Below are 16,121 nucleotides of genomic sequence, written 5' to 3'. Positions count from 1 at the left end.
ACTTTACGGTCATGTCGGCCGCAAAGCCCGCTTGCAGCATCAAGATGCCCAAGCTGCATTGGAAAGAGCGACTTTCAGCTCGAACCACATTCCCGTTAGACTCCCTGGCCAAAACGTGAACAATACCTCCGCACATCACGTGCGCAGTGCACATCAAGATGCGCCAGAGGGAACAAATGCCGGCTGCCTTCCTGTCCTCTGATCCCATCATCCCGACCGCTGCTTTGACCTCCGAGATACGCGATGCGTTGCGCGCGATCGTCGGCGGGAAGGGTTTTATCGAGGACGAACACGGCATGCAGCCGTTCGTGATGGACTGGCGGGGATTGCTGGTCGGCGGTGCCGGCGCCGTCGTTCGTCCTGCCAGCACCGAGGAAGTGTCGAAGGTGGTCCGGCTCTGTCATGAGCACGGCATCGCGATCGTGCCGCAGGGTGGCAACACCGGCCTGATGGGCGGGGCGACGCCCTGGCCTGCGCACACCGGCATCGTGTTGTCGCTCGGTCGGATGAACCGCGTGCTTGATGTCGATCCCGTCGGCTATTCGATGACGGTCGAGGCCGGCTGTGTGCTGCAGACGCTTCAGGAAACAGCAAGCCAATACGACAGGTTCCTGCCACTCAGTCTCGGCGCCCAGGGTTCGTGCATGATCGGCGGCAACCTCTCGACCAACGCCGGCGGCGTGCAGGTGCTGCGCTATGGCAATGCCCGCAACCTCGTGCTGGGGCTCGAGGTCGTCCTGCCGAGCGGGGAGGTCTGGGACGGATTGCGCGCGCTCAAGAAGGACAACACCGGCTACGACCTCAAGCACCTGTTCATGGGCGCCGAAGGCACGCTGGGCATCATCACCAAGGCGGTGCTCAAGCTATGGCCGGCACCGAAGGACGTCTGCACCGCATGGCTGGCGATCCGGGATCCACGCGCGGCGCTGGAGATCCTGTCCGAAGCGCACAGCGCGTCCGAGGACAATGTCGGTTCATGCGAGCTGATGAGCCGCAGCGCGATCGATATGGTGCTGCGCCACATCCCCGGCACCCAGGATCCGCTGAAGGCGGAGACGCCATGGTATCTCCTGCTCGAATGGTCGTCGGCACGCCCACGCCGGGACGGGACCGAGGGCATGGCCGAGAAGCTGGAGCAGTTTCTCGCCGACCAGCTCGAGGCTGGTCGGGTGCTCGATGCCGCGATCGCTCAGACGGTCGGCAAGTCGCGCAACATGTGGCGGATCCGGGAGGGTGTCGCCGAGGCCTCGCGGGCCGAAGGACCTGGGCTGAGCTACGACGTCTCGGTGGCGATCTCCCAGATACCGGAGTTCATCGACAAGGGCACCAAGGCCGTGCTCGACATTCTCCCGAGTATCAGGCCCTACCCGCTCGGACACATCGGCGACGGCAATCTGCATTTCTCGTTCATGGGGCCGGTGGGCATGGATCAGCAGACGCTGGCTCAATACAAGGGCGCCATCACGCGGGCCGTCAACGATCTCATCACCTCGATGGGCGGCTCGATCTCGGCGGAGCACGGCATCGGCATCGACAAGCTCGACGAGCTCAGCCACTACCGCTCGAAGACCGAGCTCGACATCATGCGCACCATCAAGCGGGCGCTCGATCCGCGGAACATCATGAATCCCGGCAAGGTGCTGCGGCTGTGATCCATGCTACGTGGGCGGGTCGCGAAGATGTTGCGACCCGTCCATCGTCTTATCGAGAGTGGGGTCCGCTGTCCTCAAGCCATCGAACCGCCGCGCGGGTTGACGATCGTATACCCTCGCAATGAACGCGCATGGATTCGCGTCGCGTGCCCGCCCGAGTTGGCGTCATAGGCCAGCCAGACGTCGCCTCCGAGGTGCTGCTCGAGGACGAAAACGTGACCGCGTCGCGCAGCAACCATTCCTGGTGCGGGCGATGTCCGCGGAAAGCGCAGCCAGTTGGACGCAAGATTCAATTCCGGCACGATACGACCGAACACGCGCAGAGCCGCGCCGCAGCCGCAGAAAGAGGAAGGGCAGCCGGCTGGACGGCCACCGACAATGCGAGCGCTGGAGACACCGGAGACGGCCGCCGGCGCAACGCTGCCCCCGGCATCAGTCACCGTCAGTTGCGTCGAGCGGTAGGCTTGCAGTGAGGACCTGGAAATCAGCGAAGATCGAGAAGCTAGTGAGGACGTGGAAGTTGAGGACGCGGAAGCCCGCTCGCGTCGCGTCTGCGAATAGGAGAAGTCGCAGGGCATGGTGACATTGCATTCAGGAGCTTGATGAACGCGATATGGCCGCGCTTCCGAAGCGACAGAACCTAAGACAACGAAGAAGCACGCAGAAAATACTCGCTTGAACATTGCAGGACTCCAAATGAGAGACCCTGCCCCGGACAGCGAGGAACCAATAACAGTTTGGCTGAAATGGGGCCTAAAGAGCGGCTGAAAATGCTTGCGCGACGCGGTGCCGCGATCATCGGCGCCTACACGTAGTGACCGACATGATTCAAACGCAATGCGCGAATGCACGTCTCGCGCGAAAAACCTGCTGCATGCAGTCGAGTCCCGGCTCGCATTTTGGAGCGTTGCGGAGCCACTTGCTTGGCCAATATCCGGTTCGTCCCCGATGACAATGCGGCTATGCCTGCAGCAGCGGCATTAAGGGAAGATCCGCTCCTAACGCGCAGGCGCGTGCGGAATCTCCCATTGCTGAAGACGGTCGATTGACGCCTGCCGCTCGTGCTCGGCTAGCCATATCGTGAGAAGAACCAGCGCGCCGGCGAGAGCGCCGATGCCGAAATACAGGTTTCTCATACGCGTTGAATGCAGGACACCGGACAAGGTTCCTATCAGCGCTCCTCTTCCCTGTACTGCTCCTGTACTGCTCCTGGTATTGTCCGGATAGCCAGAACTCGCTGCCACTCACTGCAGCATCGCGGCCGCGATCTTCTCAGCCGACATCAGGACCGGGAAGTTGGTGTTGGCGCATGGCACCACCGGGAAGATCGAGGCGTCGACGACGCGCAGGCCCTGCACGCCCTTGACGCGGCCTTGGTTGTCGACCACCGCCATCGGATCGTCGGCGCGGCCCATGCGGCACGAGCACGAGGCGTGCCACACGCCGATCGTCGCCTTGCGCACGAAGGCTTCCAGCGCCTCGTCGTCGTGCATCACCTGATCGAAGGTGAAGCCTTCCACCCTTGTCGATCATGTAGTGACGCAGCGCCGCCGGACCGTCCATCAGCGCCGCGGCGATCGTGGTGAGTATCCTGTTCCTGGTGTTGACCACGCCGATCTTGCGGACGCGATCGGTATAGGCGGCCGGGAACGGCTTGTCCGTGACCTTCCTGACGACTTCGCTCATCTGCACCGCCGCCATCTTGCGGAAGCCGCTCATGAGGCGATCGAGGTCGCGCCGGTCGGACAGCAGGTTGAACTCGACGATCGGCTCTGCCGAGGGATCGCGCGAGGCAAGCTTGACCTGTCCAGTCTCGGAATAGGTCTTGTTGACGAAGGTCAGGAGCGAGCCGATCTGCGCGCCGACGGCGTGCCAGGCCGATTTGCTGATGACGACGACGAACATGTCGCCCTTGGGCACCCCTGGCAGCCCGGAGGAGTAACGCAGGCCGAGCTGCATGTGGCGCCTGGTGTGCTCGTTCATGCGCGCGCCGCGGCGGACAAAGGACGACAGCGAGATCGAGGGATGATCCATCAGGCGCTGGCCGACGCCCGGCAAGGCCATCAGCACGGGAATCCCTAAGTCCTTGAGGTGACCGACCGGGCCGATACCGGCGCGGAGCAGATGTGCCGGCGAATGGATGGCGCCGCTGGAGAGAATGATCTCGCGTCCGCGGAATTCCTGCTCGCGTCCGTCGACCATTGCGTTGACGCCGACGCAGCGCGTGCCATCGAACAACAGCTCCCGCACTTGCGTGTTGGTGGAGATCGTGAGGTTCGTGCGCTTGCGGGTGTCGCGATCCAGATAGCCCATGGCGGCCGAGACGCGCTGCTCGGCCTGGTTGGAATGCGTCACCGGGAAAAAGCCGTCGACGAACTCGCCGTTCTGATCGGCCACGAATTGATGCCCTGCCTGCTGGAAGGCTTGCGCGAACGCCTCCGAATGCTGCGTCCAGTGCTCCCGCGGGATGCGGCGGACCGGGATCCGGCCGTCCTTGCCGTGATATGGCCCGTCGAAATCGAGGTCGCGCTCGACCTTCTTGAAGAAGGGCAGCACGTCATTCCAGCTCCAGCCCTCGGCGCCCCGCGCCTCCCATTCGTCGTAATCGGTCGGCGCGCCGCGATTGGCCATCTGGCCGTTGATCGACGAGCCGCCGCCCAGCACGCGCGCCTGTTCATATTTGCGTAGCGGCGGACGCGATTCGTTCGGATTGTTGTGGCTGACGACCTGCGTCGTGACCTTCAGCTCGGTCCAATGGAAGCGCGGATCGAAATAGGCCGTGCCGGGATAGCTGTCCCTGATCTCGGCCGGCTCGTTGCCAGGTGGCGTGTCCTGCCCGGCCTCGCACAGCAGGACCTTGTTGGCGCTTCTAGCGGAAAGCCGGTGGGCCAGCACGGACCCCGCCGAGCCGCCGCCCACGATGATGAAGTCGTACACGATTGGCGCTTCCTGTTGTTCTTGTCCGTTAGCAATCCGCCATCCTGAGGTGCGAGGCATGGGACGCAACGCGTCCCATGGAGAGCCTCGAAGGATGCACGGCCCCGATGCAGCCGGGCCGTCGTCCTTCGAGGGCCGCTGAAGAAGCGACCACCCCAGGATGACGGCGATAGAGGCGTCTCATGACCGTCATCGCAGAGGGTTTCTGGATTACTTCGTCACAGCAGTTCCTCGCAAGAACGTTTGAGAGTTCTACGGCCTGATTGAAAAGTTCTCCGGCGGCCCTGCTTTTCGCAGCGGCTCGGCGAGGCGTACGAACTCGCACAACAGCGACCGCGTCTTCCTGGGATCGATGATCTCCTCGACCCAGAATTTTTCGGCCGAGCGGAACGGCGAGCGGAGCTTGTTGAGGCGCTCTTCGATCTCCTTCAGCTTCGCCGCCTTGTCTTCCGCCGAGTCGATGTCGGCGCGGTAGGCGGCTTCGATGCCGCCCTCGAGCGGAAGCGAGCCCCAATAGGCCGACGGCCAGGCATAGCGGATCGAGAAGCGGTCGGCGGGCTGATGCACCACGCCGGCAACGCCGAAGGCGTTGCGCAGGATCACGGTGCACCAGGGCACGGTGGTCTGGTTGACCGCGGCCATGGCGCGGACGCCGTGGCGGATGGTGGCCGCCTTCTCGGCGTCGAAGCCGATCATGAAGCCTGGGCAATCCATGAGATAGACGACCGGCAGATGGAAGGTCTCGGCGAAATCGACCCAGCGCACCACTTTCTGGCAGGCATCCGCGGTCCAGGAGCCGCCGTAGTGGAAACTGTCGCTGGCGAGCAGCAGCACCGCCCTGCCCTCGAGCCGCGCGAGGCCCACGATAACGGGCTTGCCGAAATTCTTGCCGACCTCGAAGAACGATCCCTTGTCGACGACGGACTCGATGATGGGGCGCATCTTGTAGACCTGCTTGCGGTTGCGCGGCACCGCATTCATCAGCGCCTCGTCGCTTCGCTCCGGATCGTCGGTGCAGGGCAAGGTCGGCGGCAGCTCGTAGACCGACGACGGCAGATAGGAGAGGAAACGGCGCGCGCAGGCGAACGCCTCCTCTTCCGTATCGACGGCATGATCGACCGCGCCGGCGCGGGTTTGGATCTCCGCGCCGCCGAGCTCCTCCTTGGTCAGATCCTGCCCCAGCGCCTTCACCACCGGCGGGCCCGCAACGAACATCGCGGACTTCCGCGTCATGATGGAGTAATGGCTGGCGGCAAGGCGCGCGGCACCTAAGCCCGCCACCGAGCCGAGGCCGAGCGCGACCACCGGCACCCGCGACAGATTTTCCGTCGTGAAGCGATACCAGCGCGTGCCGCCGATGCCGCCGGGCAGGTTCGCAGCGCCCTTGGTCTCGATGGTCCTGACCGAGCCGCCGCCGCCGGAGCCCTCGATGATGCGGATGATGGGCAGGCGGAAGTCATGCGCCATCTCCTCCGCCATCAACGGCTTCGCCGAGATCGACGCATCGGCCGAGCCGCCGCGCACGGTGAAATCGTCGCCCACCACCACCACGGTGCGGCCGTCGACGCGCGCGCGGCCGAACACGCAGTTCGCAGGCGTCAGCTTCTTCAGATCGCCGCTGGAATCGTACTCACCGATGCCGGCGACGGCACCGATCTCGTGGAAGCTGCCTTTGTCGATCAGCTTGTCGATACGCTCCCGAACAGTCAGCCGGCCCTGGTCATGCTGTCGCTTGACCTTGTCAACGCCGCCCATCTCCCGCGCGAAGGCTTCGCGCCGGGCGAGCTCGTCGAGTTCCGGCTTCCAGTTCATTCACTCCCTCCGAATTGATCGGCTTGTTGTTGTTGTGCACGGCCATGGCGACCGGCTTACGCGAGATACGGTTGTTGAAGGCGTTGCCCTCCGCGCCTTCCATCAGGCTGCCGAGCGAGCGGCCAAGCTCGAGCATCAGCGGAGCGACTTCGTCATGCAGACGCTGCTCGTCATACATCGCCGACAGCAGGCCGATCGTGATGACCACGAAGGTCTGGTATTGCGGCGACCAGATCGGCACCGCGAGGCCGTTGATGTGCGGGCTCCAAAGGCCGCAGGCCACGACATAGCCGCGCTCGCGCAGCGACTGCCGGTTGGCCTCGATGCGGGGTTTGAGAATCTTGGCAGCCTCGGGGGCTTCCCGCTCCATGTCTGCGACGAAGGCATCGCCGACTTCCGGCGCCAGGGCCGCGGTGTAGGCCGCGCCTGCGGCGGTCGACGCCATCGAGATGCGGCTACCGGTGCCCTCGTGCAGGCCGAGCGCGCTCGCCGAGCGCGCGAACAGGAGATAGACGAGATGGAAGCGATCGGGCAAGACGAAGCCGACGGTGCCCGGCAGCTGCTCGGCCACTTCCTGGAGCCGCTGCCGGATCATGCTGCGCAGTTGCGCGCCCTTCATCATCGAGGCGCTCATCGCCACCGCGCTGGGGCCGATGCGATATTTCTGATCGCGCGGCAGATACACCAGCTGGCCCATGCGGGTCAGCGTGTGCGTGAGCCGCGATACCGTCGAGCGCGGCAAACCGCAGCGGTTCGAAATCTCGAGATTGCCGAGCCTCGCCTCGTGGCCCTCGAAGCATCGCAACACATCGAACGCGCGCGACACCACCTGGATGACATCACCCTCACCGGCATCACCAGCGAGCGCACCTTGCCTGCTCAACCGCTCCGAACGTCGTCCCATGATCCCTACCGTCTGTTTCGCTCTGCGGAATTAAATTCCACTTGCAGACGACGCTACCTCAGGCATTTTGCGACGACAACAAAAAGGCGATGGCATGCCAGAAATTAAGATCGTCACCGAGGTCGCGGGACGCATCTGCGCAACTCCCGTGCAAGTTGGAGGAACCGTCGCAGATGGCGATGACGTTGTGGTCGTCGAAGCGATGAAGATGGAGATCCCGGTGCTTTCGCCGGCGAACGGCACGATCACATCGCTTCTGGTGAAGCTCGACGACGTCGTCGCCGAGGGACAGGCGATCGCGATCGTCACGAGTTGAGTGTTTTATCCGGTCGTTTCCGCGACAATCTGTCAGCCGCATTCCCGCATGCACGCTACGGCGTTGCCATCGCGAATGCCCGGTGACATGATCTGCTCAAACAAAATTCTGTTTCAAACAAAGAAAGAAAATCTTCGCGACGAACGCGGGGATCATCGGAGGGAAACATGCTTCGTGGGCTGCTCATGCTCGCGCCTGCCTTGGTGGCGGGCTTTTCTTTTGCGTCTACACGCTATGCGTTGGCCGAAGACATCAAGCTGCCGGCGACATTGACGTTCACTGCCTATGACACCGGCACCGCCGGCTTCAACATCGCGGTCGGGGTCGGCAAGATGATGAAGGACAAGTACGGCACCGACGTGCGCGTGCTCCCCGCCGGCAACGACGTGGCGCGTCTCGCGCCGCTGCGCGCCAAGCGCGCGGTTACCGCGGCGATGGGATCGGGCACTTACTTCGCGCAGGAAGGCGTGTTCGAGTTCGGCTCGAAGGAATGGGGCCCGCAGCCGCTCCAGATCCTGCTCTCGACCGTCGACTGCAATTGCGGTTCGCTTGCGGTGGCCGCCGACACCGGCGTGAAGGAGCTGAAGGACCTCAAGGGCAAGCGCGTCGGCTTCGTGGTCGGCTCGCCCGCGCTGAACCAGAATTCACTCGCGGTGCTCGCCTTTGCAGGGTTGACGCAGAAGGACGTCAAGACGGTCGAGTTCGCAAGCTATGGGGCGATGTGGAAAGGGTTGATCAACAACGACGTCGATGCCGCCTTCGGCACCACCATCACCGGCCCCGCCAAGGAGGCCGAGACCTCGCCGCGCGGATTGATCTGGCCGCCGCTGCCGGCCAACGACAAGGAAGGCTGGGCACGGATGCAGAAGGTCGGCTCGTTCTTCTTTCCGCAGCTTGCGACCTGCGGCGCCGGCATCTCGCCGGAGAAGCCGGTCGAGCTCGGCAACTACCCCTACCCGATCTTCGTCGCCTATGCCTCGCAACCAATCGACCAGGTCTACGCCATCTCCAAGGCGATGATCGTCAATTACGACGCCTACAAGGATTCCGCGCCCGGCGCCGGCGGGCTCGCGGCCGATCGCCAGACCAAGAACTGGGTGGTGCCGGTGCATCCCGGCGCCGTGAAGGCGCTGAAGGAGGCCGGGCAATGGAGCGACGCGCAGGAGGCGCACAACAACAAGCTGTTCAAGCGCCAGGAGGTGCTCGCCGCGGCGTGGACGGAGTACGGCAAGTCCAATCCACCCTCAGACGACAAGGCGTTCCTCGACGGCTGGATGAAGGCGCGCGCCGCCGCGCTGGCCAAAGCCGGCATGCCGAATGGGTTCGAGGAATAGAAGGTGGCGTTACCGGACTCGATCGCTGTCACGCGAGAGGTGCACTCCCTCTCCCGCTTGCGGGAGAGGTCGAGGAGCGCGCGGCGCTATCGATTCAACCACTCGCCATTCACGTAATCAGCAATGGCCAGTCCACGCGCGGGGTCGCTCATGTCCTCTTCCACTTCCTCCGCCTCGCAAGACGAGGCCAAGCGGGTCGTGTTCGACGATCCGCATGGCGCCGCCGGCAACATGCAGGAGGCGGAGGTGACGCGCGTGCGCACACTTCGCGGCGGCTGGCGCTGGGCGCTGGTGGCAGCAACCGCGGCGACGATCCTGCTCTGCATCAACCAGCAATTCTCGCTGCGCTTCTTCGTCGGCTACACCCAGCTCAACACGGAGTATTTCTATCTCCTGATCGCGCTGATGCTGCCGTTCACGTTCCTCATCTTTCCGGGCACCGAACGGGCGCCGCTCGACCGGATCCCCTGGTATGACCTCGTCCTGTTCGTCGCGACCTTCGCGGCGTCCCTCATGCTGATGTCGAACGTGCGCAAGGCGGCGGAGGCCGGCTGGGAATTCGGCGGTGCGCCCAACACCGTGATTGCGGCAGGTCTCGTGATGTGGGTGTTGCTGATGGAGGCGCTGCGCCGCACCGGCGGCTGGAGCCTGCTGCTGAGCGTGCTGCCCTTCACAGTCTATCCGCTGTTCGCCGAGGCTGGCTGGCTCGGGCCGTTCCGCGGCACGCAGTCGACGCTCGAGCAGGCGACCGCCTATCACGTGCTCTCGGGCGAGAGCCTGCTCGGCATTCCCATCCAGGCTTTTGCCGACACCGTGATCGGCTTCCTGGTGTTCGGCACCGCGCTGATGATGACCGGGGCCGGCAAATTCTTCATCAATCTGGCCTTTGCACTGTGCGGCACCTTCCGCGGCGGCGCCGCCAAGGTCTGCATCTTCGCCAGCGGCCTGCTCGGCATGATGTCCGGCTCGATCATCTCCAACGTGCTCACCGCCGGCACCATGACCATCCCCGTGATGAAGAAGAGCGGCTTCCGCGCCTCCTATGCCGGCGCGATCGAGGCCTGCGCCTCGACCGGCGCGGTGCTGGCGCCGCCGGTGATGGGCGCCACCGCTTTCGTGATCGCGCAGTTTCTCAACGTCAGCTACGCCGACGTCGCGGTCGCAGCGATCATTCCGGCCGCGCTCTATTATGTCGGGCTGTTCATGCAGGTCGACGCCTATGCCGCGCGCCACAAGCTGAAGGGCATTCCGCGCGCCGAGCTGCCGCGGATCATGGATACGATCAAGGACGGCTGGTACTACGTCTTCGTCATCGCGCTCCTCATCGTGATGCTGCTCTACTTCAAGCGCGAGAGCCACGCGCCGTTCTACGCCACCGCGCTGCTGCTGGTGCTCAACCAACTCTTCTCCAAGGACACGCGCTGGACGTTGGCGACCATCGGTAAATTCCTGGAGGTCAACGGGCGCACCTTCGTCGAGCTGGTCGGCATCCTCGCCGGCTGCGGTCTCCTGATCGGCGCCTTCTCGATGACCGGCGTGGTGTCGAGCCTCGCCAACGACCTGCTGCACATCGCGGGCGACAACGCCTTCCTGCTGCTCGGCATGTGCGCTCTCACCAGCCTCGTCCTCGGCCTCGGGCTGACGACGACGGCCTGCTACATCTTCCTCGCCATCCTGGTCGCGCCCGCCTTGGAGAAACTCGGGCTGAACCGCATGGCCGTGCACATGTTCATCTTCTACTGGGGCATGCTGTCCTCGATCACGCCGCCGGTTGCGATCGCCTCCTTCGCGGCCGCAGGCATCGCCGGTTCGCCGGCCATGAAGACGGGCTGGGAATCGATGTGGGTCGGCAGCATCATCTATTTCCTGCCGTTCTTCTTCGTGCTCAATCCAGCGCTGGTGCTGCAAGGGCCGAGCCCCTATCTGGCCGGCCTCGGCCTGATGGGCCTCGCCGCCTTCGGCACGCTGTTCATCTGCGGCGGGATCCAGGGCTACCAGCCCTTCGTCGGGGACCTGCGCGCCGCCGGCGCGCTGGAATGGCCAATCCGCCTGCTGCTCGTGATCGGCGGCTTCGTGGTGGCGACCCCCGGCGGCGGGATCATGCCGCTGTCACAGTGGCAGGTCACGCTTCTCGGGCTTGCGATACTCGCACCCACGATTCTGATCACCCTGTTGCTGGTGCGGCGGCAGTCGCCCTTGCCGAACGGGTTGCGCGTGCCCTGATTGCGTTGCACAAGGGAGGCGATGAAACCGCTCTCGCCTCTCGCCAATGCCTGGACCCGGTCGAAACCGCCCTTGCTGCGGTTTCTAGACAATTGCCTCAGCGAATTCTCGGCCGAAACGTCCGGCGACGTGGCGGACTACATTCCCGAGCTCGGCAAGGCCGACCCTGCCTATTTCGGCATCAGCCTCGCCACACTGGATGGGCATGTCTATGAAGTGGGCGACAGCCGGGTGCCCTTCACCATCCAGTCGATGTCCAAGCCCTTCGTGTTCGCGCTGGCGCTGGACCTTTTGGGCGCGAGCAAGGTCGAGAGCGCGATCGGCGTCGAGCCCTCGGGCGATCCCTTCAACTCCATCCGGCTCAATTCCGACAACCATCCGTTCAACCCGATGGTCAATGCCGGCGCGATCGCCTGCACCGGCCTGATCTATGACAGCAAGGGCAGCGAGGCCTTCGAGCAGATTCGCGTCGCGCTCAGCCGCTTTGCCGGACGCGATCTTGCCGTGGACGAAGCCGTTTATGCTTCCGAAAGCCAGACCGGCGACCGCAACCGCGCCATCGCGTATCTCCTGAAGACCAACGCGGTGATCTCGGACAATGTCGCCGGCGTCCTCGACGTCTATTTCCGCCAATGCGCCGTGCTGGTCACGGCGCGCGACATCGCAGTGATGGCGGCGACGCTTGCCAATCGCGGCGTCAATCCCGTCACCGGCGAGCAGGTGCTGAGCGCTTACGCGATCTCGCGCACGCTGTCGGTGATGACGTCCTCGGGCATGTACGACTATGCCGGCGAGTGGATCTACCGGATCGGCATTCCCGCCAAGAGCGGTGTCGGCGGCGGCATCCTGGCCGCGCTCCCTGCCCGGCTCGGGCTCGGCAGCTATTCGCCAAAACTCGACAAGCACGGCAACAGCGTGCGCGGCATCAAGGTCTGCGAGGCTCTGTCTTCGCACTACGATCTGCACATGCTCAACCGCAGCGACGACGCCCGCAACGCCGTCATCGCGGATTACGACATCGGCAAGAGCCCGTCGCGCCGCGTGCGCCGCCCGCAGGAGCGCGAGATCCTCGCCGCGCATGAGCAGGAGGTGCGGATCATCGAGCTGGTCGGCACGCTCTCGCTGTCGGCGGTCGACTACGTTTCGCGGCGGCTTGCCGGACGGCCGCGGCCGCAATTCGTGATCTTCGATCTTCACCGCGTGACCTCGACCACGCGCGCCGGCGCGCGGCTTGTGGCGGAAGCCTTCGAGGAATTGGCCGCGCTGAATGTCACCGTGGTTTTGTCAGGCGTGCGGCGCACCTCCAAGGAGTGGAACACCTTGCGCGAATGGACCGCAGAGCTGAAGAACGTCCGCGACTTCTATTTACTCGATACCGCGATCGAATGGGCCGAAGACCAGATTGTCTACCGCTATGGCGGCTCGATCGACTTTCACGAGACCACCGAGCTCGCCGAGCAGCCGCTGCTGGCGGGGCTGAGCGAGGAAGAGCTGACCGATCTGGCTTCGCTCTGCGCGATCAGGACCTATCAATCCGGCGCGAAGATTCTCGCAACCGGTGATCCCGCCGATGCTCTGTACTTCCTACGCAGCGGCGCGGTGCATGTCACCTTGCCCGATGGCGTACGGCTGGCGACGCTCACCGCCGGCATGGCGTTCGGCGAAATGGCGCTGCTGGAGCCGACCCGCTCCGCCGACGTGTTCGCCGATATGGCGGCGACCGCATTCGAGGTGCCGCTGAACGATTTCGAGCGCTACCGCAAGCAGCACCCGCGCGCCAGCGAATGCATCATGCGCAATTTGGCACAGCTGCTGGCCGACCGCCTCATCGTCGCCAACGCGAAGGTCGATATTCTGACATCGACCTGAGCGTTTGACATTCATTCAATGGTCGTCATGCCGGGCTTGTCCCGGGCATCCACGTTCTCCGTGCTAGTGGCAAGGTGTGGCAGGACGCTATGGGGACTATCAGTGCCCAATGCGCATCTTGCTCTACCGGCTCGCCGCCTCGCTCAACCGCCGCTTGATCTTTGCCGCACTCTTGTCGAGCAGTTCGGACGGCTTCTGGCCTGTCGCCGCGCACAGGCAGGCCCAATAGTAGATGACGTCGCCGAGCTCATCGACGAGACCCGCCTGGTCGAGCCAGTTGTCACGCAGCAGCTTCTTGATGTGGTCGGCGACCTCACCGGATTCGCCGGCAAGGCCGAGCCCGAGATAGGACAACCGCTCGTTGGACGGATGCTCATCGACTTTCGCAACGCTCGCGGCCCAGACCGCATATTCATCGATCGTCATGAGTATCCCTCGCCGCCGCTTTGGATTAGCCCACCACTTCGGTGACGGGCTGGAGATCGATCTCGAACGTTTCCAGGAACTTTGAAGTCATGATGTAGAAGCCGACCGAGAGCTGCAATTCGACCAGTGCGGCCGGCGTCAGCTTCGATGCGATCGCCTTGAAGGTCGCGTCCGTCGGCTTCTTCAGCTTCACGATTTCGTCGGTGAAGGCGAGCGCGGCGCGCTGCACCTCGTTGAAGCAAGACGCGGCCTGCCAGTTCTCGAGCGCCTCGTTCTGCGCGTCGGTGACGCCGACATTCTTGCCGATCCGCTTGTGCGCGACGATCTCGTACGGAGCCTCGCACAGGATGCCGGTGCGCGTGATCGCAAGCTCGCGCACGACGGGATCGAGCTCGCCCTTGTGCCTGATGGCGCCTCCTAAGCGACAGTACTGCTCGAAATAGCTCGGCGAGTGCGCCATCATGCGGAAGATGTTGGCATGACGGTTCTTGTCGAGGATTTCGCGGGTGCGGTCGGATGCCTTGGACGGGTCGCTGTACTGAATGCGGGCCATGATTTTCCTGAAGTTTTCCCTGAGCTTTTGATGCTTTTTGTCGCCGCCGGCGAAAGTTCCCAAAGACTCTATTCGCGCATCGACGCAGGAGCAACAACATCGAGTCAAATTGCCGCCGCATTGCTGATCGACCCTGACACAGTCGATATTCGCCGCGTGGGGACAAATCGCAGCGGATACTCGCAAGGGGTGTTCCGAGTACAAGCAATTGGCCGTCGTGTGCGCTATCCGCGCAACGATGAGTCACGCCCAAGTCTAGGGAGAAAACGGCATGAAGGAAGCCATCAAGGGGGCGGCCTCGGGAGCGCTCGCGCATATGCTGGCGGTGACGGCGATGCTCGTCATCGCCAGCATCTTGTTCTACGGGCGTTGAGCTGAGCGTTTAAGAGTTTTCGTCATTCCGGGGTGGCTCTCCCGGGACCGCGCAAAGCGCGGCCCTAGCAGGCCAGGCCCAGAATTCCCGTTCCAGGCTCGGTCCCATGACCGCCCCCGAATGACGGATCCCACTATTTGCTCTTGGCAAAGTACGGCACCAGCTTTCCGGCGAACAGCCTAAAGCTCGCGACGACCGAATCGCCGATGGCGAGGCCGTTGTCACCATGCGCCATCATGCGAAAACCCTCGGCGCAATCGACCAGCAGGATGTTGTAGGGCACGTGCGCGCGCGTCTGCGGCGTGGCCGCACGGCAGACCAGCGAAACCGCGTATACCCTGCCCTTACCGCTGGCGCGGTGCTCGCGCGGATCGGATGCCCCGCAGGCTGCGCAAAAGGCGCGGTGGAAATACTGGACGTGACCGCATGAGGTGCAGACCTGGAAGGTGATGGCCTGCTCACCCAGGGTCCAGTCGGCTAGCCGCTCGCTCATCGCACCCGCTCCAGGAACATGCTCACGTGGGAGGACAGCACGCCGCCGTCGCCGTGCAGCAGCGCAATGGACGCATCCCGCACCTGGCGGCTAGCCGCCCGACCCGTCATCTGCAAATGCGTCTCGACCAGATGCGCCATGGCGCCGCCGACACCGCAATGGCCGTAGCTGAGCAGGCCACCATGGGTATTGAGCGGCATCGCGCCGTCACGGTCGAAATGGCCGGCACGCACGCGCGCGGCCGCTTCGCCGCGACCGGCGAGACCGAGGTCTTCCAGCAGCATCGCGAGCGTGATCGTAAAGCTGTCGTAGATCGCGGCATAGCGCACGTCGGAGATCGCAAGGCCGGTAGCTTCCATCGCACGGGCGATGGAGATCTCGGCGCCGAGCTCACTGAGGCCGGGCGCGGTCGTGACATGCTGATGTGTGTGGGCTTGCGCGCAGCCGCGGATGCGCACGCCGGCCTCGTTCGTTCGCTCGCGGCTGATGACAAACGCCGCGCCGCCGTCAGACACCGGGCAGCAGTCGAGCAGCTTGAGCGGCATTGCGACCGGTTTCGAGGCCATGACATCGGCGACCGTGATGGGATCATGGAATTGCGCGCCTGGATGGGTGCAGGCGTGGGCGCGCATCAACACCGCGAACTCGGCGAGGTCCTCTTCGGTCACACCGTATTCATGCATGTATCTGTTAGCGACGAGGCCGTAATAAGCGGGGATGGTCGGCCCGAGCGGCACCTCGTAATCGGGATGGCCGACCTGCGCCAGCGCCTGGATCGAGGCGTCACGGCTCTGCCCGGTGAGGCGGTTCTCGCCGGCAACGACGAGCACGTTGCGCGCGACGCCGGCGTCGACGAGATGATGGGCGAGCATCGTCATCGCCAGCCCGGTAGCGCCGCCGACCTGCACGGCGTGGGCGTAGGATGGGCGAATGCCAAAATGCTCGGCGAAGACGGTGGCGAGCATGATGTGCGGGGAGACGGTAGAGTAGCCGCAGAGGATGCCGTCGATCTCGGAGCGCTTCAGCCCGGCATCGTCGAGCGCGGCTTGCGCGGCCTTGCTCATCAGATCGAGCGAGGACGAGCCGTCGTGCCTGCCGAACGGCGTGAGACCGACGCCGGTGATGAAGCTCATGGTGCTCTCTCCTCCTCCTCGTCATTCCGGGGCGGCCCGAAGGATCGAACTCTGGTGCGCCCTAGCGCACCTGAGAATCTCGAGATTCCGGGTTCG

At 64.1% G+C, this 16,121-nt stretch carries 12 protein-coding genes and 1 pseudogene; 5 read left to right on the top strand and 8 right to left on the bottom strand.

Annotated features, from left to right (window positions below; translation table 11 throughout):
* Positions 1–176 precede the first annotated feature (176 nt).
* Complete coding sequence (locus P6U28_RS10205) at positions 177–1,652, top strand: FAD-binding oxidoreductase (RefSeq protein WP_122403723.1); 1,476 nt, start codon at positions 177–179, stop codon at positions 1,650–1,652.
* Between the two features lie 74 nt (positions 1,653–1,726).
* On the opposite strand, the gene P6U28_RS10200 is transcribed toward P6U28_RS10205, so the two are convergent.
* The 4 genes and pseudogenes from P6U28_RS10200 to P6U28_RS10185 form a co-directional block, all read right to left on the bottom strand.
* Entirely contained in the window at positions 1,727–2,335 is a 609-nt protein-coding gene (locus P6U28_RS10200; protein ID WP_122403724.1) for a hypothetical protein, read from the bottom strand.
* Positions 2,336–2,896: 561 nt separating this feature from the next.
* A pseudogene (locus P6U28_RS10195) lies at positions 2,897–4,589 on the bottom strand (GMC family oxidoreductase).
* Between the two features lie 252 nt (positions 4,590–4,841).
* Positions 4,842–6,401 carry an acyl-CoA carboxylase subunit beta gene (locus tag P6U28_RS10190; protein ID WP_122403726.1) on the bottom strand — a complete coding sequence of 520 codons (1,560 nt, stop codon included), beginning with the start codon at positions 6,399–6,401 and terminating at the stop codon, positions 4,842–4,844.
* Positions 6,331–7,305 carry an IclR family transcriptional regulator gene (locus tag P6U28_RS10185; RefSeq protein ID WP_407122140.1) on the bottom strand — a complete coding sequence of 325 codons (975 nt, stop codon included), beginning with the start codon at positions 7,303–7,305 and terminating at the stop codon, positions 6,331–6,333. Before P6U28_RS10185 ends, P6U28_RS10190 begins: the two co-directional genes overlap by 71 nt.
* 94 nt (positions 7,306–7,399) lie before the next feature.
* Here P6U28_RS10185 and P6U28_RS10180 point away from each other — a divergent pair, with 94 nt between their 5' ends.
* The 4 genes from P6U28_RS10180 to glsA all read left to right on the top strand — a co-directional run bounded on the left by P6U28_RS10180 (position 7,400) and on the right by glsA (position 13,047).
* A complete protein-coding gene (locus tag P6U28_RS10180) occupies positions 7,400–7,621 on the top strand; it encodes a biotin/lipoyl-containing protein (RefSeq protein WP_122403728.1) in 222 nt (73 codons plus the stop codon).
* A 167-nt stretch (positions 7,622–7,788) separates the two neighbouring features.
* Positions 7,789–8,955, top strand: coding sequence for a TAXI family TRAP transporter solute-binding subunit (locus tag P6U28_RS10175; protein WP_122403729.1), 1,167 nt, complete (start codon positions 7,789–7,791; stop codon positions 8,953–8,955).
* Positions 8,956–9,105: 150 nt separating this feature from the next.
* Positions 9,106–11,178, top strand: a complete 2,073-nt coding sequence (locus P6U28_RS10170) for a TRAP transporter permease (protein ID WP_122403730.1) — start codon at positions 9,106–9,108, stop codon at positions 11,176–11,178.
* 21 nt (positions 11,179–11,199) lie between these two features.
* Positions 11,200–13,047: a glutaminase A gene (glsA, locus tag P6U28_RS10165; RefSeq protein WP_122403731.1), complete on the top strand. Its 1,848-nt coding sequence runs from the start codon at positions 11,200–11,202 to the stop codon at positions 13,045–13,047.
* 123 nt (positions 13,048–13,170) lie between these two features.
* On the opposite strand, the gene P6U28_RS10160 is transcribed toward glsA, so the two are convergent.
* The 4 genes from P6U28_RS10160 to P6U28_RS10145 form a co-directional block, all read right to left on the bottom strand.
* Positions 13,171–13,473 carry a nucleoside triphosphate pyrophosphohydrolase family protein gene (locus P6U28_RS10160; RefSeq protein WP_162500319.1) on the bottom strand — a complete coding sequence of 101 codons (303 nt, stop codon included), beginning with the start codon at positions 13,471–13,473 and terminating at the stop codon, positions 13,171–13,173.
* Between the two features lie 25 nt (positions 13,474–13,498).
* Positions 13,499–14,026, bottom strand: a complete 528-nt coding sequence (locus P6U28_RS10155; protein ID WP_100231867.1) for a carboxymuconolactone decarboxylase family protein — start codon at positions 14,024–14,026, stop codon at positions 13,499–13,501.
* Positions 14,027–14,532: 506 nt separating this feature from the next.
* A complete protein-coding gene (locus P6U28_RS10150; RefSeq protein WP_122403733.1) occupies positions 14,533–14,892 on the bottom strand; it encodes a Zn-ribbon domain-containing OB-fold protein in 360 nt (119 codons plus the stop codon).
* Positions 14,889–16,025: a thiolase family protein gene (locus P6U28_RS10145; protein ID WP_407122137.1), complete on the bottom strand. Its 1,137-nt coding sequence runs from the start codon at positions 16,023–16,025 to the stop codon at positions 14,889–14,891. Before P6U28_RS10145 ends, P6U28_RS10150 begins: the two co-directional genes overlap by 4 nt.
* Positions 16,026–16,121 lie beyond the last annotated feature (96 nt).

This window comes from Bradyrhizobium sp. STM 3561, assembly GCF_045571455.1.
Classification (GTDB): Bacteria; Pseudomonadota; Alphaproteobacteria; order Rhizobiales; family Xanthobacteraceae; genus Bradyrhizobium; species Bradyrhizobium vignae.
Note: the sequence above shows the minus strand (reverse complement) of the source record. Positions and strands in the feature narration are given on the sequence as shown.

What these genes read in the sequence shown, in the direction of transcription:
- P6U28_RS10205 (WP_122403723.1), top strand. Translation starts at nt 177, where the DNA reads ATGCCGGCTGCCTTCCTGTCCTCTGATCCCATCATCCCGACCGCTGCT.
- P6U28_RS10200 (WP_122403724.1), bottom strand. Translation starts at nt 2,335, where the DNA reads ATGTTCAAGCGAGTATTTTCTGCGTGCTTCTTCGTTGTCTTAGGTTCT.
- P6U28_RS10190 (WP_122403726.1), bottom strand. Translation starts at nt 6,401, where the DNA reads ATGAACTGGAAGCCGGAACTCGACGAGCTCGCCCGGCGCGAAGCCTTC.
- P6U28_RS10185 (WP_407122140.1), bottom strand. Translation starts at nt 7,305, where the DNA reads ATGGGACGACGTTCGGAGCGGTTGAGCAGGCAAGGTGCGCTCGCTGGT.
- P6U28_RS10180 (WP_122403728.1), top strand. Translation starts at nt 7,400, where the DNA reads ATGCCAGAAATTAAGATCGTCACCGAGGTCGCGGGACGCATCTGCGCA.
- P6U28_RS10175 (WP_122403729.1), top strand. Translation starts at nt 7,789, where the DNA reads ATGCTTCGTGGGCTGCTCATGCTCGCGCCTGCCTTGGTGGCGGGCTTT.
- P6U28_RS10170 (WP_122403730.1), top strand. Translation starts at nt 9,106, where the DNA reads ATGTCCTCTTCCACTTCCTCCGCCTCGCAAGACGAGGCCAAGCGGGTC.
- glsA (WP_122403731.1), top strand. Translation starts at nt 11,200, where the DNA reads ATGAAACCGCTCTCGCCTCTCGCCAATGCCTGGACCCGGTCGAAACCG.
- P6U28_RS10160 (WP_162500319.1), bottom strand. Translation starts at nt 13,473, where the DNA reads ATGACGATCGATGAATATGCGGTCTGGGCCGCGAGCGTTGCGAAAGTC.
- P6U28_RS10155 (WP_100231867.1), bottom strand. Translation starts at nt 14,026, where the DNA reads ATGGCCCGCATTCAGTACAGCGACCCGTCCAAGGCATCCGACCGCACC.
- P6U28_RS10150 (WP_122403733.1), bottom strand. Translation starts at nt 14,892, where the DNA reads ATGAGCGAGCGGCTAGCCGACTGGACCCTGGGTGAGCAGGCCATCACC.
- P6U28_RS10145 (WP_407122137.1), bottom strand. Translation starts at nt 16,025, where the DNA reads ATGAGCTTCATCACCGGCGTCGGTCTCACGCCGTTCGGCAGGCACGAC.